Origin of the sequence: Paraburkholderia gardini (assembly GCF_907164575.1) — a bacterium.
GTDB classification, from domain to species: Bacteria; Pseudomonadota; Gammaproteobacteria; order Burkholderiales; family Burkholderiaceae; genus Paraburkholderia; species Paraburkholderia gardini.
In genome coordinates, this window is sequence record NZ_CAJQYY010000006.1 from 27,568 (window position 1) to 51,515 (window position 23,948).

At 62.3% G+C, this 23,948-nt stretch carries 18 protein-coding genes; 8 read left to right on the forward strand and 10 right to left on the reverse strand.

Annotation, left to right across the window (positions count from 1 at the left end; genetic code table 11):
- Nucleotides 1-77: 77 nt before the first annotated feature.
- Entirely contained in the window at nt 78-542 is a 465-nt protein-coding gene (locus LPA34_RS06505; RefSeq protein WP_228976179.1) for a MarR family winged helix-turn-helix transcriptional regulator, read from the reverse strand.
- Between the two features lie 382 nt (nt 543-924).
- Here LPA34_RS06505 and LPA34_RS06510 point away from each other — a divergent pair, with 382 nt between their 5' ends.
- Entirely contained in the window at nt 925-1,176 is a 252-nt protein-coding gene (locus LPA34_RS06510) for a DUF1488 family protein (RefSeq protein WP_228976181.1), read from the forward strand.
- Nucleotides 1,177-1,269: 93 nt separating this feature from the next.
- On the opposite strand, the gene LPA34_RS06515 is transcribed toward LPA34_RS06510, so the two are convergent.
- The 3 genes from LPA34_RS06515 to LPA34_RS26885 all read right to left on the reverse strand — a co-directional run bounded on the left by LPA34_RS06515 (nt 1,270) and on the right by LPA34_RS26885 (nt 10,567).
- Nucleotides 1,270-1,713 carry a hypothetical protein gene (locus LPA34_RS06515; protein WP_228976185.1) on the reverse strand — a complete coding sequence of 148 codons (444 nt, stop codon included), beginning with the start codon at nt 1,711-1,713 and terminating at the stop codon, nt 1,270-1,272.
- 122 nt (nt 1,714-1,835) lie between these two features.
- Nucleotides 1,836-10,442, reverse strand: a complete 8,607-nt coding sequence (locus LPA34_RS06520; RefSeq protein WP_228976188.1) for a GH36-type glycosyl hydrolase domain-containing protein — start codon at nt 10,440-10,442, stop codon at nt 1,836-1,838.
- Nucleotides 10,439-10,567 (reverse strand): hypothetical protein, encoded by a 129-nt coding sequence (locus tag LPA34_RS26885; RefSeq protein WP_267478864.1) that lies wholly within the window; start codon nt 10,565-10,567, stop codon nt 10,439-10,441. Before LPA34_RS26885 ends, LPA34_RS06520 begins: the two co-directional genes overlap by 4 nt.
- Nucleotides 10,568-11,492: 925 nt before the next feature.
- On the opposite strand from LPA34_RS26885, the gene LPA34_RS06525 reads away from it, so the two are divergent.
- Entirely contained in the window at nt 11,493-11,855 is a 363-nt protein-coding gene (locus tag LPA34_RS06525) for an H-NS family nucleoid-associated regulatory protein (RefSeq protein ID WP_228976189.1), read from the forward strand.
- Nucleotides 11,856-12,065: 210 nt separating this feature from the next.
- Here LPA34_RS06525 and LPA34_RS06530 read toward each other — a convergent pair whose 3' ends face one another.
- Nucleotides 12,066-12,947: a LysR family transcriptional regulator gene (locus LPA34_RS06530; protein ID WP_228976191.1), complete on the reverse strand. Its 882-nt coding sequence runs from the start codon at nt 12,945-12,947 to the stop codon at nt 12,066-12,068.
- A gap of 226 nt (nt 12,948-13,173) precedes the next feature.
- Between LPA34_RS06530 and LPA34_RS06535 the strand changes: the two genes are divergently transcribed.
- From LPA34_RS06535 to LPA34_RS06550, 4 genes are all read left to right on the forward strand, one after another.
- A complete protein-coding gene (locus LPA34_RS06535) occupies nt 13,174-14,037 on the forward strand; it encodes an alpha/beta fold hydrolase (RefSeq protein ID WP_228976198.1) in 864 nt (287 codons plus the stop codon).
- Between the two features lie 33 nt (nt 14,038-14,070).
- On the forward strand, nt 14,071-14,817 hold the full coding sequence (locus LPA34_RS06540; RefSeq protein WP_228976200.1) for an SDR family NAD(P)-dependent oxidoreductase: 747 nt from the start codon (nt 14,071-14,073) through the stop codon (nt 14,815-14,817).
- A gap of 171 nt (nt 14,818-14,988) precedes the next feature.
- Nucleotides 14,989-16,101: an alkene reductase gene (locus tag LPA34_RS06545; RefSeq protein ID WP_228976202.1), complete on the forward strand. Its 1,113-nt coding sequence runs from the start codon at nt 14,989-14,991 to the stop codon at nt 16,099-16,101.
- Nucleotides 16,102-16,145: 44 nt separating this feature from the next.
- Nucleotides 16,146-17,135, forward strand: a complete 990-nt coding sequence (locus LPA34_RS06550; RefSeq protein ID WP_228976204.1) for a zinc-dependent alcohol dehydrogenase family protein — start codon at nt 16,146-16,148, stop codon at nt 17,133-17,135.
- Nucleotides 17,136-17,210: 75 nt separating this feature from the next.
- Here the strand turns inward: LPA34_RS06550 and LPA34_RS06555 are convergent, their stop codons facing one another.
- Nucleotides 17,211-17,636 carry a hypothetical protein gene (locus LPA34_RS06555; RefSeq protein WP_228976206.1) on the reverse strand — a complete coding sequence of 142 codons (426 nt, stop codon included), beginning with the start codon at nt 17,634-17,636 and terminating at the stop codon, nt 17,211-17,213.
- Nucleotides 17,637-18,146: 510 nt separating this feature from the next.
- On the opposite strand from LPA34_RS06555, the gene LPA34_RS06560 reads away from it, so the two are divergent.
- Both LPA34_RS06560 and LPA34_RS26945 read left to right on the forward strand, forming a co-directional pair.
- Nucleotides 18,147-19,742, forward strand: a complete 1,596-nt coding sequence (locus LPA34_RS06560; RefSeq protein ID WP_228976208.1) for a carboxylesterase/lipase family protein — start codon at nt 18,147-18,149, stop codon at nt 19,740-19,742.
- A 154-nt stretch (nt 19,743-19,896) separates the two neighbouring features.
- Nucleotides 19,897-21,051: a methyl-accepting chemotaxis protein gene (locus LPA34_RS26945; RefSeq protein WP_324251709.1), complete on the forward strand. Its 1,155-nt coding sequence runs from the start codon at nt 19,897-19,899 to the stop codon at nt 21,049-21,051.
- Nucleotides 21,052-21,131: 80 nt separating this feature from the next.
- Here the strand turns inward: LPA34_RS26945 and LPA34_RS06570 are convergent, their stop codons facing one another.
- From LPA34_RS06570 to LPA34_RS06585, 4 genes are all read right to left on the reverse strand, one after another.
- Entirely contained in the window at nt 21,132-21,359 is a 228-nt protein-coding gene (locus LPA34_RS06570; protein WP_228976210.1) for a hypothetical protein, read from the reverse strand.
- 232 nt (nt 21,360-21,591) lie between these two features.
- The gene (locus tag LPA34_RS06575) at nt 21,592-21,795 is read right to left on the reverse strand and encodes a cold-shock protein (RefSeq protein ID WP_090537609.1); all 204 of its coding nucleotides are present in this window, start codon (nt 21,793-21,795) and stop codon (nt 21,592-21,594) included.
- A gap of 304 nt (nt 21,796-22,099) precedes the next feature.
- A complete protein-coding gene (locus LPA34_RS06580; protein ID WP_228976212.1) occupies nt 22,100-22,585 on the reverse strand; it encodes an SRPBCC family protein in 486 nt (161 codons plus the stop codon).
- 143 nt (nt 22,586-22,728) lie between these two features.
- Nucleotides 22,729-23,595, reverse strand: coding sequence for an NAD(P)H-binding protein (locus tag LPA34_RS06585; RefSeq protein ID WP_228976214.1), 867 nt, complete (start codon nt 23,593-23,595; stop codon nt 22,729-22,731).
- Nucleotides 23,596-23,948 lie beyond the last annotated feature (353 nt).

Consider the following 23,948-nt stretch of genomic DNA (forward strand, 5'->3'; position numbering starts at 1 on the left):
AACGCTCCTTTCATTGAGTGCAGGGCTTGCCCGGTGCGGCCCAAAGGCATTTTCGGCAATAGCGCGTGCCGGTGCGATCAGGTATCGAGGAGGCGCTTGAGCAATTCGATCGCTGCGGCAAGCTTCTTTTGTTCGGCGGCCGCGAGCTTCGCGCGAATGGCACGGAAGAGCCAGTCCTCGCGCGCCGCACGGCCTGCCTTGATCGCTTTCCTGCAGGCTGCGGTGAGCGACAGTACCGTTTGCCGGCCGTCCACCGGATCGGGCTCGCCGCTAACAAACCCGGCCGCCTTTAGCGAGGAAACGGTCTCGCCCATCGATTGCGGGCGCACGCCTTCCGCGCGCGCAAGCGCCGTTACGGTGGCGGGCCCTTCGCGTTCGAGCAAGGCCAGCACGCGTGTTTGCGAAAACGTGAGATCGCCAAGGTTCGCCTCTTCGCGCATCCGTCGCTTCAGTTTGCCGACAAGAACCCGCAATTCGCCCGCCAGCGACAATGCCAGCGCGATGTCGTCGTCATCGCACGCACCTTTCGTTTGACTGACCATTTTTTGTCTTGCCGCCACATATGAAGGTAACCTTCACAGGTTACCTTTTCACATGCGCGCGCGTCAAGCACGCCTGAAAAGGGGCCTGGCGGCCCGGATCGATCAATAAAAGACGCTGGCACCATACGAAGGGTATACAGTGAGAAAAGGCCGGCCGCCCCTTGCGGCCTCCTGTTCATGGATCAATCATGCAATTACAGACCAAACCGGCTTCGACCCCTGTCGGCAAAGAGAGCGCGTACTCTTACGAGCGCAGGACGCAGGCCCTTGTCCTCGCAACGGCAGACGCTTTGCGCGCGGAACAGAGACGTGTCAGTTACGCCTCTATCGATTCGAACGCCAGTAAGTGGCGTTACTCAGTTGTACGCGAGAAAGGCTGATCGTGGTGCTTGAATTCCCCAATCCCAGTCGTAGTTACGATGCCTCCAGGCATTGCGTGTGTTTCTGGGGATACGACAATTCACGCGAAATCACCTTCCAGGTCGACGACGCGATGATAAGAAATCTGCAACCTGGCGCGGGCTCCGACGAGCGTTCGATACTCAGTGCCTTTGACCAGTTTCGCGAAAAGCTTCTTGAAATCGCCAGGAAGCAGTATGTCAGCGGCCCACGGAATCGATATTCGATTTCCTGAGCGGAACCCCTTTCACCAGAATGCTCCAGGATCGGCTAACCCGCGGCGGGCCTTGGGCCGCACCACACTGACGGACCCATGGCCGACGGTACGCTAGCATGCATCGAGGCGCTCCCATTTGAAGGATCCGCTCATGACATCCACGACCAGGCCATCAACCGGAATTGAGTCGACCGAGCCGCACCACGCGGCTGGATAGGCCTGCTGAAGCTTTCCCGCCGCGTACAAGGCCGCCCAGACCTCGTGGCTCATTTGTGCTTTTTGCCGCAGCGCTTCCCCGGCGTACAGGCGTTTAACGTCGCATCCATATCGCACGAGCCCGTCGCTCTCCGCCCAGGTTTCCCGCAATGTCAGGCGGCGTACTGGTTGTCCGGCATCATGGCATGCCTTGCCGGCGGTTTGCTCCCAGTGCTGATTTCGCGAAAACCAGAGTATGGGCTTGCCGGACGGTTCAGTTCCCATGCCGCCTGGAATCAGCATCCCGCTTGCGGTGATGTGTTGCAATTTCCGTCCCGTGGTGTAGTGCCATGCCAACATCGTTTTCCCTGATTCAAAGGTCCGGCGCCAGGCGACCTGCCAGCGCCCCTGGGTAAGGCGTCAACAGCCTGGCGGAAACATCGCCGAAGGTCGGGCGAAAAAGCTGGAGGGAAGCCGGAGCATCACGCAACCCGTTCGTCACGCTCGACGTTCTCGCCCGCTCCCTGACGAAGCGAAATCACGAGGGTATGCGACTTCGCATCCAGCGGCCCACGTACAGGCCCGCCGTCGCAATCAATACTCGCGCCGTCGAGCAGCACACGCATCACACCTCGCGCAGCCGCGGATTCAACGCGAATTTCATACCGCGTCGAATGCACATTGACCGTCGCTTCAAATCCCGGCCACGCATCCGGAATACACGGATCAACCACGAGAAAATCCCCCTCGCGACGAATGCCCAGAATGCCCTCGACACCAGCGCGGTACATCCATCCAGCGGACCCCGTGTACCAGGTCCAGCCACCGCGCCCGGCGTGCGGCGTCACGGAATAGACGTCGGCGGCAACCACATAAGGTTCGACCTTGTAGCGCTCGACGTCCATCGGCGTACGCGCGTGGTTGACCGGATTGAGCAGTGAAAACAGTCCGGCCGCCTTGTTGCCATCGCCCAGCTTCGCGAACGCGAGAATCGCCCACATCGCCGCGTGGCTGTACTGACCGCCGTTTTCACGTAGCCCCGGCGGATAGCCCTTGATGTAACCGGGATCGTGCGACGTTTTATCGAACGGCGGTGCGAACAGCAAGGCAAGACCATCCTCGTGACGGATCAGGTGCTTCTCCAGCGATGCCATCGCCTGCGCCGCGCGCGCAGGATCGGCCGCGCCCGACAGCACAGCCCACGATTGTGCAATCGAATCGATCTGACACTCGTCGCTGTTTTTCGAGCCGAGCCACGTGCCGTCGTCGAAAGTCGCGCGGCGATACCACTCACCGTCCCACGCATCGCGTTCCAGTGCCCCGCGCACCGACCTGGCATGCGCGCGCCAGCGCCCGGCACGCGCAACGCACGCTGCGTCACGCGCTTCAGCCAGCGGTGCGAACAGCTCGATGGTTCGCAATAGCAGCCAGCCGAGCCAGACGCTTTCTCCCTTGCCATCCGCGCCGACGCGGTTCATGCCGTCATTCCAGTCACCCGTGCCGATCAGGGGCAAACCATGCTTGCCGGTCAGCTCGATGCATTGATCGAGTCCACGTGCGCAGTGTTCGAACAGCGACGCCAGTTCGTCAGCAACCATCGGCTGGAAGAACGCATCGTGTTCGCCCGGACGAAGCGGCGGCCCATCGAGGAACGGCACGATCTCGTCGAGGATCGCGGCGTCGCCGGTGCACCCGGCATAGGTCGCCGTCGCGAACGCGAGCCACACGCGGTCATCTGAAATCCGCGTGCGTACGCCCTGCCCCGACTGCGGCAACCACCAATGCTGAAAATCGCCTTCGACGAACTGTCGCGCCGCGGAGCGCAGCAAATGCCGACGTGTCTCGTCCGGCTGTGCATGCGTTAGCGCCATGCCGTCCTGCAACTGATCGCGGAACCCATACGCCCCGCTCGCCTGATAAAACGCCGAGCGTGCCCAGACACGGCACGCGAGCGTCTGATACAGCAGCCAGCCGTTTAGCATCAGGTCCATCGCCCGGTCGGGCGTCTTCACCTGTACGGTGCCGAGCACGGTCTGCCAGTGGTTCGTCACTTCGGCGAGGACGGCGTCGAGATCAGCCTTGCGATAGTGTTCGATCAACGCGCGCGCCTCTTCGACGGATGCGCATTGCCCGACAAACGACACGACTTCGACGGTTTCGCCCACACCCAGCTCAATCACACCCTGCAACGCCGCGCATGGATCGAGGCCCGCGCCGGTTGCACCAGACAGTGGCTCCCTGCCGGCGAGCGCAGCGGGCGCGGCAGTCCGGCCGTTGCGGCCGAGAAATTCAGTGCGATCCGCCGTCCACGCGGTCTGCCGGCCACCAAGATCGGCGAATGCGACACGCCCCGCGAACCCGATACTCCACGGATTGCGCGCGAGCATCGCGCCGGTAGCGGAGTCCATTTCCGTCACGATGAACGGCCCCGACGCACCACGCGACGTGCCGAGCACCCATTCCAGCCACGCCGTCACGGACAGGCGGCGCGACACGCCAGACAGATTGCGCAACGTCAGCCGCGAAATCTTCAACGGGTCGGCGAGCGGCACGTATTGCAGCAAGTCGAGTGCGATGCCATTCGCCTCGTGTTCGAAACGGCTATAGCCGTGCCCGTGACGCGCGATATAGGTACCGCTGTCGCGGATCGGCAGCGCGGTGGCGCCCCACACGTCGCCGGTCACTTCGTCACGCACGTAGATGGCTTCGCCGGCTGGGTCTTCGACCGGATCGTTCGACCACGGCGTGAGCTGGTTTTCACGGCTGTTTTCAGCCCACGTGTAACCACTGCCTTCTGCCGCGACCTGGAAACCGAAGCCGGGATTGGCGATCACATTGATCCACGGTGCGGGCGTCGTCGCGCCCGCCGCAAGAACGGTCACGTATTCCCGACCGTCTTTATCGAAGCCGCCAAGACCGTTGAAAAACTCCAGTCGTGCAGTTAAAGCCAAAGGCGCGAGGGGTGGGTGAACCGGTGCGGGCCAGGGCGACGACATCGGCACCTTCTGCCGTCGAAGTGCCGACGGCTGACCCTGCATCGATGGCAACCGTGCGAGCTGGTCGGCGATGGAGCCGCGACGCGCGATCAACGCGACACGCGCGACCGATTGCAGCAACGCGCGCGCCTCCACGCTCATCAAATCGGCGCGCAGCGTATAGACCGCCCCTTGCGCAAGTTCTTCGCCGAAATGCGGCCGCGACTGGCTGCTGCGTACGGCTGTTTCGATCGCGCCCTGCAATTCCTGGGTATACGACGAAGCCCGCTCGTTGACGATCACGAGATCGACGCCCAGCCGCTTCATCCGCCAGTACTCGTGCGCCCTCAATAGCTGCCGCACCTGTGCGATATCCTCGACATCGTCGATCCGCAACAGCACGATCGGCAGATCACCGGAAATCGCGTTGGGCCACAGTCCCGACTGCACGCCGGCCCCGCGAATGATCGTGTCCGACGGTGCCCTGAAACGCGCATCAGCGTAAATGACCGGCGCGGCGAGGCGCTGAAAATCCGCCGCCTCTTCAGCCTTGACGTCGAGATGGCGCAACTGCACCTGAGCCTGCGTCCATGCGAGCGTTTTGGCGCGATCGAACGCGTTGCGGTCATGATGCTGGTCGACCAGATCGAGCAGCAGTGCCCGCGACTCGGCCACCACCGTCCAGAACGCGACGCGCACGACCTTGCCCGGCGGCACCAGCACGCGATACCTGAGCGCGAAGACCGGATCGAGTACGGTGCCGGTGGTGTTGGTCAGCGGCTGATTGTCGAAAATCGCCGCCGCCGTGCCCGCGTTGCGCCCGCGGCCCAGAAAGCGCGCGCGATCCGATTCGTATTGCGGATCGGCGACGATCTCACCGTCGACCACCGCGAAATGCGCGGCCCACACCTGTTTTTCGTCGTGCGAACGCGGACGGCGCGTTGCCACCAGCGCGCCGAATTCGGCGAGGTGCCCGGTCTGGACAAACATGCGTGAGAAGGCCGGATGCGCGTTGTCGGCGGCGGGTGTAGCCAGCACGATTTCGGCGCAGGAAGTCAGCTCGATCTCGCGCGCCCGGCGGCCGCTGTTCGCCAGCGACACGCGGCGCACTTCGCCGTCCGCTTCGCCGGAAACCAGCACGTCCATCGTGGTCGTCAGCGAGCCGTCGCGGCGGATGAATTCCGCGTGGTCCTCGCCAAACACGACCTCTTCGTACTCGGCTTCGCTGCCCACCGGCTGTGCACTGGCCGACCACACCTGACCGCTGCGCGTATCGCGCAGGAAGATGAACGAGCCCCAGTCGTCACGGGTCGCGTCTTCACGCCAGCGCGTCACGGCCGTGTCGCGCCAGCGGCTGTAGCCGCCGCCGGTCGCCGTCAGCATGACCGCGTAGCGTCCATTCGACAGCAGGTGTGTCACCGGCGCCGCGTCAGCCACAGCCGACGCAGCGACGCGCCGCACGGTCGGCAGCACGGCGCCGTCTTCGACTGCGGACGTGCTCACTTCCTCGGCACGCGGTTGCGCCACGGCGACATTGCGCGGCATGCGTTCCTGCAACAGCAGTTCGCTCGCCTGGATCATCGGCTCGCGATGGAAACGCGCGCGCATCTGCGCATCGAGTAACGTGTTCGCGATCGAGACGATCGTCATGCCCTGGTGATGCGCCATGAAATTGCGGACAATCGCGGCATCCTCGTTATCCGGCAACCGCGAGCGCGTGAAATCGAGTGCTTCGTAGAAACCGTAACGACCCAGCGCGCCGAGTGCGGCGAGTTGCGCGTAGTTCTGTCGCGCGGCCTGCGGGTCGACCATCGCGGCGAGCCCTGTCGCATACGGAGCAATCACGCGATTCTCCGAAAGACCGCGCTTGAGACCCAGACCCGGCACACCGAAATTCGAGTACTGGTAGGTGAATTCGATGTCGCGGGCGTTATAGGCCGATTCCGAAATACCCCATGGAATACCGAGTGACCTGCCGTACGACACCTGCCGCTCGACGACAAGACGACTCGTCTGTTCGAGCAGGCTGCCGACCGGCGCGCGCATCACGAGCGAGGGCATCAGGTATTCGAACATCGATCCCGACCACGAGATCAGCGCCGAGCCATTACCGACCGGCGTCGCGGCGCGACCGAGACGGAACCAGTGGCGCGTCGTGACGTCGCCCTTCGCGATGGCAAACAGGCTCGCGAGCCGCGCTTCTGACGCGAGCAGATCATAGCAACTCGGGTCGAGGCTGTTGTCGGACTGCGAATAGCCGATCGAGAGCAGCTTGCGTTCCGGATCGAGCAGGAACGCGAAGTCCATGCCGAGCGCCATCGCGCGCGAGGTGTCGGCGAGCGACTTCAAACGTTCCCGCAGGCGATCCGGCGCGTCGGCGAGTTGTTGCCGGTCGCGGCCATGCTCGACGACGCTCTTGCCTGACGCATCGATCCAGAACATCAGGTCGGCCGAACTGTCGTCGCCGCTGGCCGGCACGATTTCGCGCGTTGCTTTCGCGGCTTTTTCCGTTAAACGGGCCAGCGATGGCGACAGGGCTTCGAGCGTTTGCGGCCCTTGCAATTGCGCTTCGATCTCGTCGAAGATCGCGGCAATCTGCCTGCCACGCGTGCCGCTTGCGGCGGGTAGCGCATCGACGGCTTCACGCGCGAGTTGCAGGTTATCCATCATCCCTCGTCGCGCAGCCGGTGCGAGCGACGCATGCAGCCATTCTTCGCAGGCGTTTGCGACGACGATCAGATGCCCCGCCAGATTGCCGCTATCCACCGACGAAACATAAGCCGGCGCCAACGCCTTGAGATCCAGTGTCCCGTACCAGTTATAGAAATGTCCCTTGAAACGCGGGAGTTTCTGCATCGACGCGAACGCCGCTTCGAGGCGCTCGACGGTTTCCGTCGTGCCGGTCCAGCCGAAATCGCGCGCGGCGACCGCCGACAGAAGATAAAGACCGAGATTGGTCGGTGAAGTCCGATGCGCGACGACAGGCTTCGGGTCTTCCTGGAAATTGTCGGGCGGCAGCATGTTTTCCGCTGGCGTGACGAAGGTCTCGAAGAAGCGCCACGTGCGCCGCGCGATCAGGCGCAGGTCGCGCGCGTCCGGGTCCGACATGGCGAAGCGCCGCGCGACGTCCGGTGAGCGGCTCGCCCACAACGCGAGCGCCGGCGCGGCAAGCCATAACAACGCAAACGGCAGCGCGAGCGGCCAATGCGACGGTGCGAACGCGATCGCGCTAACCGGCAGCGCCAGTCCGAGCATGGTGCCGCCCGCCATTTGCCGATAAAAACCTTGCAGGTCGAGCCGCGGACTCCCCTTCGACTGCGCAGCCGTCGTCCATTCAAGCAGACGGCGGTGCGTCACGAACAACCGTGTCAGCGACCGGACAATCGCATCGCCCATGTGCCATGCGTGATCGGCAAGGAATGCGACCGACAGGAAGATTTGCAGCGCGGCGAGCCGCACATCGGCGGCCAGCACACCGATGTGATTGCGCAGACGGATGCCGGTGCGCCGCGGCACGATCGCGAACAGCGTCGGCAGGAAGGCGGGAATCGCCAGCGCGCCTGACACCAGCAAGCCGCCCGCAATCCCGGCGCGGATCGGCATCAGCCAGCACAGACCGAATGCGGCGACCATCGACGGTGCGAGCAGGGAACGCCGCAAATTGTCGAGCATCTTGAAGCGACCAATCGACGGCATCGCGTGCCGGTCGCGACCGCGATGCCCGACGATCCATGGCAGCAATTGCCAGTCGCCACGCGTCCAGCGATGCTGCCGCCTGACCGTCACGTCATAACGTGACGGCACTTCCTCGACCACTTCGACATCCGATGCCAGACCGGCGCGCGCAAAAATCCCTTCGAACAGATCGTGACTGAGCAACGCATTTTCCGGCACGCGGCCATGCAAAGCCGCTTCGAATGCATCGACGTCGTAGATGCCCTTGCCGGTAAACGAACCTTCGCCGAACAGATCCTGATAGACGTCGGACACGGCCGCAGCATACGGGTCCATTCCGCCCGGACCGGAGAAGACGCGCTGATACAGCGAACCCTCCTGGCCAACGGGCAGCGAAGGTGTGACACGCGGCTGGAGAATTGCGTATCCATCGACGACGCGTTGTTCGACGTCGCTGAATTTCGGCCGGTTCAACGGATGCGCCATCTTGCCGATCAACCGCAACGCCGCGTCTCGCGGCAAACGCGTATCGGCATCCAGCGTGATCACATAACGCACGTCGGACGGCACGTGCGGTGCTCGCCCGGCGATCGACAGGAAGGTTGTGTCGGTCGCGCCGCGCAGCAAACGGTTCAGTTCGTGCAGCTTGCCGCGCTTGCGCTCCCAGCCCATCCATTTGTTCTCGCTCGCGTTGAAGACGCGTCGACGGTGTAGCAGCAGGAAGCGGCTACCGCCGGGACCTGGCTCGTACCGGCGGTTCAACGCCTCGATGGCATCGGCGGCGACGGCGAGCAGATGCGCGTCGCCGGCCACCACCTCCTGATCTGCATCGAGGCCGTCCGCCAGAAGCGCGAACGACAGGTCACCACCCGCACCCGCGAGGTGATGCACCTCGAGACGTTCGATCTGCTCGCGCAGGTCGGCTTCGCTCGTCAGGAGCGTCGGCACGGCGACCAGCGTGCGCAGCGACGACGGCACCCCCGCCGTCAGTTCGAGACCCGGCAACGTGATCGCGCCGAAAGTCCACGCGATCGTCCGGTTGATGAGCGCGGTCGCGACCTCGGTGGCGGGCAGGAATCCGCACACGGCAAACAGCACGAACACACTGGCGTCGAGACCGCGTGGCGCCAGCGACCAGAGCAGCCACAACGCCAGCGCCAGCATCGTCGTGGCGAGCGCGAGAATCTCGCCGACGTAGCCGCTGATGCCGAGGTGGAGGTTGAATCGCGTGATCCGCAAACGTGACGGTGGATGGAACCCGATCGTCTGTTCAAGCACGCGGCGGCCCTCCGCGATCAGGTGGTAGCCGGGGTCGCTGGTTCGCTCCGCGTGCGCGGCATCGCCTGTTTCTCCGGCCGCCGCCTGCGCCGAGCGAAGCGCGAGATCGGCGACTTCGAGTTCGGTAAAGTGCGAGCCGCGCGCCAGCTGCTCGATCGCGCTGCGGTACAGATTGCGGGTCGGAAAATCCATCGCACCAAAGGCGCTGCCCGCACGCAGCCGGGCGTCGACGAGACTCATGCTCTCGAACAGTTCCGCCCAGTCGATGTCGGAAATCAGCCGCATGCTGGTGATCACGTTGCGCACGGTGACGTTCGACGCGCCCTGCCGCTGCTGCGCGTGCTGCACGACTTCGTCGACGCTGGCGCCCTGGAGCCTGAGCCGCTCTTCCAGCCAGCCCAGCGCGGGTGTGGTTCGCGGATCCTGATCGCGCAGCCGTTTAGCCAGTTGTGCGGCGAACAGTTCCGAGAGCAGGTCCGACGAACGCGTCGAGATATCCGCTTCGAGTGCCGAGCGCGCGCTGCCCGATTCGAGCAGACGGTCGGTGAGCGCATCGGCGTCCGCGCGTGCGCCGCGCCCCGCGGTGATCTGGTCGGTAAGACGTCGCAGGTTTTCGATCAGGACGATGCGCAGCGTGATCGCGACCGCCCACAGTTCACCGATCGTCAGTGGCTGAACCCGTTGATACGCATCGATGAAACGCCGCAGGATCTGCGGATCGAAGTGGCTGTCGGTATGCGCGACGAACGCCCATGCGAGGCCGAATACGCGCGGATAGCCGGCGAACGGGCCAGCGGCGAGCTTGGGCAATTGCCGGTAGTAGCCGTGCGGCAGGTCGTCGCGGATTTCGCGGATCTGTTCCTCGACGAGGTGATAGTTGTCGAGCAGCCATTCGGCCGCTGGCACGACGCCCCGGCCGCTCTCCAGTTCCCAGGCGCTCGCCCGGTAGGCCGCGAGCAGGACGGCGGCGTTGTCGTCAAGCCGCGTGTGCAGCGATAGCACGACGGGCGGCGTCTTCGTCACCGGCTGCGCGGCAGCGAGGCTCTGCGCGTGTTGCTCGAGCCGTTCGACGCCAAACAGTTCCTCTCGCACCGGTGCGGTGTCGGTCCACGGCGGCGACACGAAGCGACGTCGCGTGACATAGTGAAGAATCGCGTTCACAGATGCGTTTCCTGCGACGTCTGTGCCATCGGCAGACCGGACTGGTCGCGGCGACGCGCGATGTTCGCGATGCTTGCATCGGACGCCGTCGTTGCATCGGCGCACTGTTCATCGAACTGGGACATGATCGGTTCTTCCTTCGAGGGCGGCCGGATTACGCGTGTCGCGCGTGTGGACGCCTGCCGGCCGTGGTGGGTCCGACGGATGCGGAAAGAGCACGCAAACCCGTCAGGACGAACAAGCGGCCACGTGCGGCCTCTGCCGACGTGGTCAGCCATGACGCGACGCGGCCACTGACGCAGCCGCGGATTACCGGCGAATCGAAACATTCCGCAGGAACCATGCGGGCAAAGGGAATGGGTCAGTCGACCGTCACACGCAAACCGTTAGCGGCCGTTTAGCGATGCACGAAAAGTCGGATGGACTTCGCATCGGACCGATGCGGCTCTGAATGAGAGACAGAGGGGCACTTGCGCATCCCTGTCCTTAAAGATGAAGTTCCCGGCTCAACATCCGGAAAGGGTGAAACAGAAAGGCCACGAATCCGTGCCCCGGGTGCCTGCTATTTTTTTCTGGCCGGGGCGCTGGCCGCGACGGCCTTCGGCGCACTCGCCGGGGACACGCCTGCCGCAGGAGCGATCACCTTTTTGGGTTGTTTAGGCTTTTTAGCCTCGCGATTGCCGCGCATCGTGCTCTTTGCCAATATGTTTCTCCTGATTCGCCGGTCGCGAAAGCGACCACCATGTCGCCCAGTCTGGGCGCATTTGGCGATACTGTCGCGATTTTTCTTTTTGAATGCCCGTTGCGCATCTTCCGGAGGAAGCCAGCCAGACGGGTCGCAATCAGCTCACCAATCTGTCGGCGACGAATATAGCGTATGCTGCTGGTATGACGTCATGTGTTTGCGACGGTCATAGCTTGATTCCCCTATTTTCTGCATTCCAGAATATTTCCTTTCCCCCCCGGCCAGCACGACTGGCGCAATGAATCGGGTTATTCCCCGAGTTGCTGCCTTGCGAGCCGGCCCCTTGCATTACGTTTGAGATAACCATGTTTTTACAGAAACAAAGCCACGTGGTGAACCCGCCATCCGCTCCACAAATACCGCATCGCAATTTTGACGGAGAAGCCCGCGATCGCCTGATCGTCTGGATTCGCCGGCGCATGGACGAATATGGAATAAGCACCGAGAATCTTGCCGCCGCCATCGAAGCGGATAAACCGTTGACGCCCCGTTACCGTGATCACAAAGGCAACGAGTGGAACGGTGAGGGCGATATGCCGGACTGGCTTAAACATGTCCAGCAACTCGGTGTAGACGTCGATTTTTTCGCAGTCCGTAAACAGGACGCCGCGCCAGGATCGGGTTCGCCTGGCGATGCGGGAATGTCGATTTTTACCGGTGCCCGATAACGCCTCGCGTTACGCTGCCTGGAGTCGACCCAGGATAAAGGCGAGCAAATCGCCACTGGTCGCATGAGCCATGCCAGTCGAAAAACTGGCTCAACAACAAGCCTTGAATCGAGTCCGCGCCAGCGCCAGTCGTCGCGCATGTTCACACCGTGCTCCAGCAACTCGTTTTCTTCGAACGATCGACCTGCTTGCAGGCGACACTGCATCCGCTTACCAGGCGACCAGTTCCCCGGCGCGTGAAAGAAAGAGCTTCAGCACGGCGGACGTATTCGCCCTGCTGTAGCCGATCACCAGATCGACCGTGGGCGCATCTCCTTCGAGCGGCCGGCTGACGACCGACCACGGCAGCAGATTGTTCGCGTACTCGGGCATCAACGCGAGGCCCCGCGTGGAAGCGACGAGCGACATCGCCATCGCGAGATTGTCGACACCGTGTTCCGCTGCGACTTCCACGCCGCTTTGCTGCAGATACTTTTCGATCACGTCGTGCAGCACGCTCGCCTTGTTCGACGCCATGATGAAGGGTTCACCCACGAAATCCCGCGGGCTGATTGCCGCTTTGGCCGTCAACGGATGATCACTCGGCATGAGCGCGAGCAGCTTCTCCCGGTTGACCACGCGATAGTCGAGATCGAATCCCGGTTCGGCACGCAGAAACGCGAGATCGAGCTTGCCGCGCGCGAGCGCATCGGCGAGATCCGGTGAATAGTGGCTCGAGACCGTGACCTCGATGTTCGGCAGTTCGTCACGCAGCACCTGCATGGCACGCGGCAGCCACGTCATTTCCTGCCCGGTCAGAAAACCGAGCGCAAACACCTGCCTTGCGGGTTGCGCCGCGCGGCGCGCTGCCTCGGTCGCGGCGTCGACCTGCGTGAGCGCGAGTCGGGCGTGATCGAGAAACGCCTTGCCCGCCGCAGTCAGTTCAACCCCACGCGCGCTGCGGTTGAACAGCTCGGCCCCCACCTCGTCCTCCAGATCGCGAATCTGGCGGCTAAGCGATGGCTGCGAGGTATGGAGCCGGCGCTCGGCCGCCACCGTCAGGCTGCCGGCCTCAGCGACCGCCACAAAGTACCGCAGATGTCGAAGCTCCATGGTCTCTCTTCAGTTAGCCATACCTCAAAGGCATGCCAGTCAGCCTACAAAGTCTTTTTGTTTTCCGCAAGCCTCCACTAAATTACCGTTCAGGCAGCGACACAACGAGGACCCAGCGGCGAAGGCCCGGCAACCCGATCGTCGACCTGCTTCATGCCTTTCATCTATATCGCAGGAATCGGGAAGCGACAGCCGGGCTGTCCACTGACCTTACAGGAGTTTCGCCATGACCCGCCATACCCATCAGAACGCACCGACGCAATACGTTGAAGCAAACGGCACTCGCTTCGCCTTTCGCCGGTTCGGCAAAACGGGCGGCGTGCCGCTCGTGTTCAACATCCACTTCACCGGCACGATGGATCACTGGGATCCGGCCGTGACCGACGGTCTTGCGCAAAGCCGCGAAGTGATCCTGTTCAATAACGCGGGCATTTCCAGCTCGTCGGGCGAGGTGCCGGAGTCGATCGAGGAAATGGCGGCCAACGCTGCGGCGTTCATCAAGGCCCTTGACCTCACGAAGGTAGACGTGCTCGGTTTTTCGATGGGCGGCCTGATCGCCCAGGAACTCGCGCTCGCCGAACCGCAACTCGTACGCCGCCTGATTCTCGTCGGTACGGGCCCGCGTAGCGGCGAAGGTATGAGTTCGCTTACACCCGAAGCGCAGGACATTTTCGGCGCGACATATGAGGAACCGGATCAGCTGTGGCTGCGTGTGCACTTCTCGCCTTCGGCGGCGAGTCAGGCAGCCGGACGTCAGTTCCTCCAGCGTTTCCGCCAGCGCACTGAAGGCCGCGACCCTGAAGCCAATGAAAAGGTCGCGCCGGCACAACTCGCCGCGCTCGGCAAATGGGGCGCTTCGCGCGAAAACCCGTACGACTATCTGAACGCACTCACGCAACCGACGCTCGTCGTCAACGGCGACAACGACGTGATCATCTATTCGATCAACTCGTGGATTCTTCAACAGCACATCCCTGATGCGCAACTGATCATCTACCCCGACGCGAATCATGGCTCGCTTTACCAGTATCCGGAGCGTTTCGTGACTCACGCCAGCCAGTTTCTGGACGAAGGCAACGAACGCGCTTAAGCCTGTGCTGAACCCATACTCAGGAGTCTTGTCATGAGCAACCTCACCGGAAAGACCGCCCTTGTCACGGGCGCATCACGCGGCATCGGCCGCGCCAGCGCACTCGCACTCGCAAAGGCTGGCGCCCAGGTCCTCGTTCATTACAGCAGCGGAGAAAAGGCGGCAGACGCGGTGGTCGCCGAAATCCGCGCGGCGGGTGGCAACGCCCAGAAAATCGCGGCTGATCTGCGTGCCGCGGATGGTCCACACTCTCTTGCACAACGTGTGCGCGCCGTGGTCGGACATCGCCTTGACATCCTCGTGGCGAACGCCGGCATTTCGAAAGCGGCGAGCATCGAGGACACGACCGTGGAAGACTTCGACAATCTCTTTGCCGTGAACGTACGTGCGCCCTTCTTTCTCGTACAACAGCTGTTGCCGGTGATGTGCAAGGGCAGCAGCGTGGTGATGCTCTCTTCGCTGGCGGCCCGTGCCTCGCTGGGCACCCTGCCCGCCTACGCCGCCACCAAGGGTGCAATCGACACGCTGGTCCGGCATTTCGCTACCGCACTCGGTGCGCGCGGCATCCGCGTGAACGCCGTCGCACCGGGCGTCGTCGACACCGACATGTCGAGTTTCACGAAGACAGAGGCGGGCCGCGAAGCCGCTCTCGGCATGCAGGCGTTGAAGCGCGTCGCGCAGCCCGACGATATTGCCGGCGCGGTCGTCTTTCTCGCGTCCGACGCGGCACGCTGGGTTACCGGCGATACATTGAGCGTGGACGGCGGATCAAGGCTCTGAACTGATCGGCAGTATATGGATGTCATGGTCGCATCTGAATTCGAAATAGTTAGTCATCCATATTTATAAATTGTCACAAAGATACGGTGCAATCCAGCTGCGAGCGCCAGGCGCATATCGCGACGCAATCCCTCACCGCACTGCCTCACCCTGACCGCTTAAGGAAAGATCATGGCTCATCTGTTCACATCAACGAAGCTCGGCCCGTACACCCTCTCACATCGCGTCGTGCTGGCGCCGATGACTCGCCTTCGCACCATCCAGCCCGGGGACATTCCCAGCCCGATGATGGCCGACTTCTATGGCCAGCGCGCTTCGGAAGGTGGCCTCGAAATCATCGAAGGCGTCAGCATTTCGATTCCCGCGCGCTCCTATCTCGGCGCGGCAAGCTTCTATCACGACGGCCAGACGGAAGGCTGGAAGGCCATTGCGAACGCCGTTCACGCAAAGGGTGGCCGCGTATTCATGCAACTCATCCACGGCGGCCGGCAAAGCCACGTCGAAATGACGGGCGGTGTCGATCCGGTCGCGCCTTCGGTGGTGCCATTCGAAGGCGTGGCGCTGACGAAGGACGGCTTCGTGCCCGCGTCGCCGCACCGCGCGCTCGATATCGGGGAAATCCCCGGCGTCATCGAGGAATTCCGCGTCGCGGCGCAGCGCGCGCTCGATGCAGGCTTCGACGGCGTCGAGCTTCACGGCGCCAACGGCTATCTCGTCGACCAGTTCATCCAGGACGGCACGAACAGGCGCACGGACGCGTACGGCGGCCCGATCGAAAACCGCGTGCGCTTCCTGCGCGAAGCCGTCGAAGCGCTCATCCCGGTGTGGGGCGCGGACCGCGTGGGCGTGCGCATCTCGCCGTCAGGCGAATGGGGCGGCATTGCCGACAGCGATCCGGAAACGACGTTCAGCCATGTCGCCCGCGTGCTCGACGAATACAAGATCGCCTACCTGCACGTAATCGAACCGCGTATCAAGGGCGACGACACGCTTCACGAAGATCATCCGCCAGTTGCTACGCGCTATCTGCGCCCGCATTTCCACGGTCCCATCATTGCGGCAGGCGGCTTTGACGGCGAAAGCGCCGAAGCGATCGTCGCGTCGGGCGATGCCGATCTCGTCGCGTTCGGTCGTCACTTCACGTCGAATCCAGATTTGCCGTATCGTCTGGAGCACAAGCTGCCGCTGACACCTTATGTCCGCGCGGCGTTCTGGGGCGGCGACGAGAAGCATTACTCGGATTTCCCGCCTTATCAGGCTGTCGAGGCCACCGCGGCTGCATAAGCCGAGGTGAACCCGGTTTCAACCATCCCGTTCAAGAGGTTCACATGTCACGCACGATCAGGTTTGCAAAAGCAGGCGGTCCGGAAGTCCTCGAATTCGTCGAGACCGACGTCCCCGCCCCTGGCCCGAACGAAGTTCGCATCAAAGTCAAGGCAATTGGTATCAACCGCGCCGAATCGATGTGGCGCACCGACGTCTATATCGAGCCGGTCGAGTTTCCCGCGGGGCTCGGCTACGAGGCGGCCGGTATCGTCGACGCGCTCGGTGCGGATGTCAAAGGTCTGGCAGTTGGCGACAAGGTCAACGTAATTCCGTCGTTCTCGATGAACCAGTACTTCACCTATGGCGAAGTGATCATCGCGCCGGGCCATGCGGTCGTGAAGCATCCGGAGTCGCTTTCGTTCGACGAGGCCGCTTCTGTGTGGATGATGTTCGTGACCGCATATGGCGCGCTGATCGAAGACGCCAAAATCACCAGAGGCGACGTCGTGCTCATTCCGGCTGCATCCAGCAGCGTCGGGCTGGCCGCGATACAGATCGCCCGCTACGCCGGCGCAACGCCCGTTGCGCTGACGCGGACCTCCGCCAAGCGCCAGCCGCTGCTCGATGCGGGCGCCGCGCACGTAATCGCCACCGACGAGGTCGATCTCGTCAAGGAAGTCATGCGGATCACCGAAGGCAAAGGTGCGCGCGTGGCGTTCGATCCAGTCGGGGGCGCGAACTTCGCGAAGCTGATTGCGGCTCTGTCGTTCGGGGGAATCGCGTTCATCTACGGGGCGCTCGACGAGGGTGTAACGCCGCTGCCGGTGCTGGACATGATCGCTAAAGTGATCACCGTGAAGGCGCACAACATCTGGCTGACAAGCGGCGACGCGACACGTCGCGGCGCTGCGGTCGAGTTCGTTCTGAAGGGGCTTGAGGCCGGCGCGCTCAAACCTGTCATCGACCGCACGTTCAGTTTCGATGACATCGTGGAGGTTCACCGCTATCTGGAAACGAACGGTCAGTTCGGCAAGATCGTCGTGACCGTATGAACACGTTCACCGGCTGGGCCCGCTCTTAAGCACAGCTGGTGCAGGCGCGCGCGTGCCTTGGGCGTCTGCTGTGGGTCAGCGCGTGCTGACACGCCGCAAGGGCGCGTCGACTACGCGTGGTTGAAGCTGCGCGACCTGGCGAGTCAGTTTCGTCAGGTCACGCGCGACAGCGCCGCACCAGATCGTGTCCTGCTGTGCCGAACGACGGTTGAGCGCATCGCCGCAGTGATTGCGCGAGTCCGTCATGTCGCTCGCGACGCGTTGATTGCGCGAGCGCGCCGCCCGGTCCATTTCCCGCTGAAGCCAGTTCCCGAATCCCACAACGGAAATCACCGCCACCGCCAGAAACGCATACTCAATTTTCCGCAAACGCATCGTTGTTCCGGCTTCTCTTTTTGATCCAATGATAGCGACGGGCTGACGCCGCTGCCGCAGCGAGCGAGATGATATCAACGACAGCGCGGGTGCGCTTGCGAACTGTGCCCTGATCGTGGCGCGCACGCCGCACGGTGTTGACGGACGTATTCCTGCTGGGCTTGACGTCTACGCTTGGCCGAAGCACGGCAGCTCCCTGGCGGGCCTACGGATTTTCCCTGAGCCTGTCCCTTTAGCTGGCCTTGATGCGCACCGCACGCGCGTCGCGACGTAACGCGCGCTGGCCCTGCGCACCGGCGCCGCACCCCGATACATCCCACCGCGTTGCCCCTCCTCTATGCGCCAGTTTCATACTGGATATGAATTCGATTGTATGGATTTATGGGCCAGACGCGGCTACCTTCGCAACACGTCTGAAAAAAGAGGCGCAGTGGCGGGCAATCGAACACTCCACCAACGACTTTTATATCGAACCGGATGAACATTAGTTCGTCATCCGATTTATTTTTTAAAGCACAAAAGACGACAAATATTAATTTCAAACGTCCGGGGCCGCCTGCGATGTCTCGCGGAAAAGGCTTGCTCAGTCTCATGCGGACAGCGTGACGATTCAAAAATAATGAAGGAGACAAAACCGTGATTAAAAAAGAGGCGCTGCTGCGCGCGACGACGCTAGCGTGCGTGACCGCGATACTGACCGCCTGTGGCGGCTCCAATGGCAACCCCGCGCAATCCGCTGTGCTGGCAAACAGTCAGGCCCAGGTCGAGACCGGTCTTGTCACCGGCAATCCTGCTGACTCGTCCGGCATTATCAGCTTCAAGGGCATCCCATACGCAGCGGCGCCCGTCGGCGCGTTGCGCTGGCAGGCGCCTCAACCGCCCGTCAAGTGGACCGGCAGCAAGGCGGCCACGCAATACGGCAACACATGCTGGCAAGGCACCGCATTCGGCCCCGTCGACAACAGCAAGGCAAGCGAAGACTGCCTGTTCCTCAACGTGTGGACCGGCGCGAAATCAACCACTGAAAAACGCCCTGTGATGGTGTGGCTGCATGGCGGCGGCTTCCAGTTCGGCACATCGGGAGATCCGCGCTGGGAAGGCGGCAACCTCGCGAAGAAAGGGGTGGTCGTCGTATCGCTTAACTACCGGCTCGGCGTGTTCGGTTTTCTTGCGCGCCAGGATCTCGACGCCGAATCGGGTGGCAAGTCGTCCGGGATGTATGGCCTGCTCGACCAGATCGCCGCGCTGCATTGGGTAAAGACAAACATCGCGGCGTTCGGTGGCGACCCGAACAACATTACCGTGTTCGGCGAATCGGCCGGGGCGCATGCGGTCGGGATGCTTCTGGCGTCGCCACTCGCCGCGGGCACCTTCAACAAGGCGATCGCCGAAAGCGGAGCCTTCTGGGAAACACCGCAGGGCGTGATGCGATCGCATGCTGCCGTGTCGCAGATCGGCGCGCAACTGGGCGTGACGATGGGCGCCAAAACGCTGGCCGATCTTCGTGCCTTGCCGGCTTCGCAGCTGATGACCGACCCGACGGAACCGGCCTGTAACCCGAGCGTCGACGGTTATGTGCTCACAACCGATCCTTACTCGCGATTTGCCGCCGGCCAGCAAAACGACGTACCGCTGCTCGAAGGACAAAATGCGGACGAAGGCACGATTTTCGCCGCAACGGCAGGCATTTCCGCCGACACGAAAGATCACTTCGTCACGGCGGCTACTGCCGCGTTTGGCTCCGCGAACATCAATACGTTCCTGCAGTTCTACCCGGCAACCACCGACGCCGCGGCACAGCAGTCGGAAGTCACGCTTGCGGGCGATCTGATCATCGCGTCGCAAACGTGGGAGATGGCCAATCTGCAGCTGAAAACCGGCAAGTCGCCTGTCTACTCGTACTACTTCAGCCAGACGTCCGCCTACAATCCGCTGCCCATCCACGTGTCGGAAGTGCCGTACGTCTTCCAGAATCTCGTGGCAAACGGCCACGGCGCGCCTGATGCGACTGACGCCGCGGTCGCGGATGCGATGTCGTCGTACTGGACGAACTTCGCGAAGACCGGCAATCCGAACGGCAACGGTCTGCCGGACTGGCCCGCGTACACGGGTGCGGGCGGCAAGGTCATGGGGCTCGCGACGCCGCTTCAGGCGCAGTCCGAAGTGTCCACGGCCCGCTTCCAGTTCCTGAACAGCTTCAGAAGCAACGGCAGCCTCGGATTCGCGTTCTAACCGTTCCTTGAATCGTGATGCCCGCTCGAAGGCGCTTGCGTCTCGACGGGCATGACGCCGACGTACAGTTTCATCAAAACGGCCATACAGGTGTCGTTCGACGGCAATCTGCGAGACAGACGGTTGCCCTGGAACGCAGCCCATTGGAGACCCGATGCACAAGTTTGTTCCAACCATCAAGTTTCGCCTGGCGATGGCCCTTGGCATCCCAGCGCTGCTCACACTGGGCATCGGTGTGGTGGCGACGGTCGCGCTGCGCGATTCGCATTCGTTTGCCGGCGTGTCCACACACGCCCTGCTCTGGCTACTACCTGTTGCCACAGGCGGGACGATTGCGATACTCGCGTTTGGCTTTGTGCATCTGCAAGCCATCGTGGTCGACGGTCTGGGCAGGCAATCGCGTTCGTTCCAGTACCTGTCGCAGACACTGGATCTGTCGAGGCGATCCGCCGCGCGCCGCATGGATGAGTTCGGGCGCGGCGCCGTATGGTTCGACCGGTTCATGAACCGCGTCGAGGAAACCGTGCTGACCGTCCAGGCCGCGACCGATTCGGTCAGTACGGCCACGCAGCAGATCGCGGCGGGCAATATGGATCTTTCAGCCCGCACCGAGGAACAGGCGGCGTCGCTTGAGGAGACCGCTGCGAGCATGGTCGAACTCACGGAGACGGTCAGGCACAACACCGACAACGCACGTCAGGCAAACAACCTCGCGAGCCGCGCGTCCGGGATGGCGGACGACGGTCACGACGCAGTTCAGGCGATGATGCACACCATCGAGCAGATCAACCAGGGATCGACCAAAATCTCCGAGATCACCGGTCTTATCGAAGGCATTGCGTTCCAGACGAACATTCTCGCGCTCAACGCCGCAGTGGAAGCCGCGAGAGCCGGCGATCACGGGCGCGGCTTCGCGGTCGTCGCAAGCGAGGTGCGCAATCTCGCGCAACGCTCTTCAACGGCGGCAAAGGAAATCAAGGCGCTCATCGGCTCGTCGGTTGCAATGGTGCGCGAGGGATCATCGCAGGCGGCGCATGTCGGCTCGACGGTGGAGCAGGTCAAGACCGCGATCGGACAGGTCTCGGCCATCGTGGCGGAAATTGCGAGCGCATCGGAAGAACAGAGCCGGGGAATTGAACAGGTCGCAGCGGCCGTCACGCAGATGGATCAGGTCACGCAGCAAAATGCCGCGCTCGTCGAACAGGCGGCGGCCGCAGCCCAGTCGCTCGAAGAACAGGTGACGCGCGTGCGAGGCACGTTATCGGAATTCAAGGTTGGCACGGCAAACACGGCGAAGCTGTCGGCTTGAGCGCGCATGGCCGCGCGCCCGTCGCACGTGACGTGGGATTCGCCTCGGCACCTTCATTTCGGTCTGGCGTGAAAAACACTTCAGGGTATGCGATACCAGATCCGGATGCCCGAATACCAGTGGCTGACGCTCGTGTCGTCACCGCTGCCGAACGTCGACAGACTTTCTACGTTCACGACATCGATGCTTTCTTCGGCAATCCATGCGTTTGCGCGTTCAACGAGCGCCGCCGCGTTTTCGTAGACGTGTCCCTTGATGAGGTGACGCTGCATGACCTGCCGCTCGAAATCCTTGAAAGCGATTTTCATTGTTGAAGTCTCCTGTGTCCGGGTCTTGTTGTGTGCCTCGGGACATCAGTCTATCAATCAAACGGAGCGAACGGAAACGCACGAAACGGTTGCGCAAACGAAACTGCCGCTCCGATAAGGAGCGGCAGCAGACGGCGACCTTAAAGGTTGCCGTTATACCCCGATCAGCCGTGTGCCCTTGAGGCCCACTGTTGCGGGGTCGTTCAGGCCTTGACGCGCCCGAAACAGCGACTTAAAGCGGCGTGATATTCGCTGCCTGCATGCCCTTCGGGCCGCGCTTCGTTTCGTAGCTGACCTTCTGGTTTTCAGCCAGGGTCTTGAAGCCATCGCCTTTCACTTCCGAGAAGTGCGCGAAAAGATCTTCACCACCTGCGTCCGGCGTAATGAAGCCAAAGCCTTTGCTGTCGTTGAACCACTTGACGGTACCGGTTTCCATAACCCACCTTGCGAAAAAAATAAATAATCCGCCCTGTTAAGGAGCGGCTGAGAAGGATCAAGGAGTGAGAGGACAACGAATACCGCTGAAGAGGCGACACATTGATGATCAGCAATCGATCTTCTTGAACTTCGGCCCTCACAGTACGCTGTGAAGGCTTTCAAAGCAAGGTTTATTAAGTAACGGTTTGTTGGTCAGACCCGCGGCGGCCGCCACAAAAGGGTTACGCGCGACCTTGAACAAACGGTTCTGACGTCCTGAACATACAGCAAATGGCATGAACCCGTAGCTCTGGGCCGACGCTTTACGTCTGCTCGATACTGAGTAGCCGCGCGTGCAGAAGACGTGCAAGCGATTCACCGCCCTCGCGCATCACCGCATCGTGATTCCAGCGAAAGACCGGACGTGCGATGGGCGCGAGCAGATTCATCCACGACCGGCTCGTATGGATCTGCCAGTCGTAACGCACGATGGTTGCGTCGCCATCGTTTGCAAACTGCCACCGGCCGGTGCCCCGCACGTCGCCGGTCGCCTCGCCTTCGAGCGCGACCAGCGGATCGACGTGCGTCACGTGCATGTCGAAGACGATCCGGTACGGCAACGCGCCTTTCCACGTATAGCGATGAACGGCGCCGATGCCCTCGCCCGTTCCCGGCGCGATTTCGACCACGCGTTCGACGTTCTTCCACCACCGCGGCCAGCGCGACGCATCGCGAACCACAGCCCAGACCGCAGGCAACGGCGCTTCGATTCGCCATGTCGTCGAAAAGCGGTATTGCGCTGTGTGCACGATTTCTCCTGCAATCACGTTGCCATTCCCGATTGCACCTGCCGGGTTTTACGCACCATATTGCCCGATTCCATCGATATACGACCACGAAAAAACGACTCCAGGCCGCCCGTTCCGGTCCATGTCGCCACAGATGAACGGTTTCAGGCCGCCCGCCCGATCAGGCCGCGCAACACCGTTTCGACTGTCACGACACCTTTCACCGTTTCGGCCTCCGACACCTCGAACCTGATCCAGCCTTCGTTGAAGCCGTCGAGCATCCGCATGCGCGGTACCGGATTCCGCATGCCTTGCGCGCGAAACAGCGACTCCCACGTATCGCGCGGCACGGGTTGCGCCCGCACATCCCGGTCCAGCAGATGACCGAACGCGGCGGCAAGGTCATCAGGGCTCACCCGGCGCGGACCTTCGAGCTCCACCACACGACGCCCCGCCCATGTTTCGCCCAGCAATCGAGCCGCGACGCGACCGACATCAGCGGTTGCGACCATAGGCACAGCGCGCTCCAGCGGCTGCAGAAAGCTCGGCATGATGCCGGTCGTGCTGGCAGGCTCGACATCCCACACCGCGTTTTCGATGAACCACGCGGCCCGCAAAAACGCGACGGGCATCGACAGCGTGCCGAGTTCCTGTTCCATGATCTGCAGTTGCTGCAACAAGTTGATCTCTTCTGCCTGAGCACCGATCGTCGACAGGCACACGACCTTCCGTGGCTGCGCGGCTTCCAGTGCCTGCCGCAAAGCCGCGATAATCCGGCGCGATTCCGGAAAGCCTGGTGACGGATCGAAATTCGGCGGCAACAGAACAAACACACCTTCCGAGCCAGCGAACGCGCGGGCCAAAGCCTGCGCGTCATCCATGCCGGCGAGCACCACTTCACAACCTGCCCCGGCCCAGGCAGCGCCCTTTGTCGCGTCACGTACTACCGCGCGAACGTCATGCTGCTGCGCCAGCAGTTGCCGTGCCACAACCCCTCCAACCTGCCCTGTGATTCCGGTAATCGCGAACATTGCTCTCTCCAGTGAATTGCGACCCACGCCGCACAGGAAAGCATTCTGGTCACGATATCCCGCTTCATCCAGCGCATGAATGTCATTTGATTAATGCCGTTACGTCATGTACGTGTTCACTCGAAGTTGAAACAGGATCGACCCGGCGAGTGGTGTTATTGCCTGTTTCACAGGCGTCTCCGGGGCGCCAGCATGAATAAAACCAGCTTGTCTCAAGCCACAAGGTCAGCCCCCCGCCCGCATGACCGGTCAGCAGGTACGGTGCCGCGCGTGCACCTGGGCCGGGCGATTGCAGCGAATCCGGGGTTTTTGGCCGATTTATTGAGGATTTTTTTCGACTTTTTTTGGGCTAC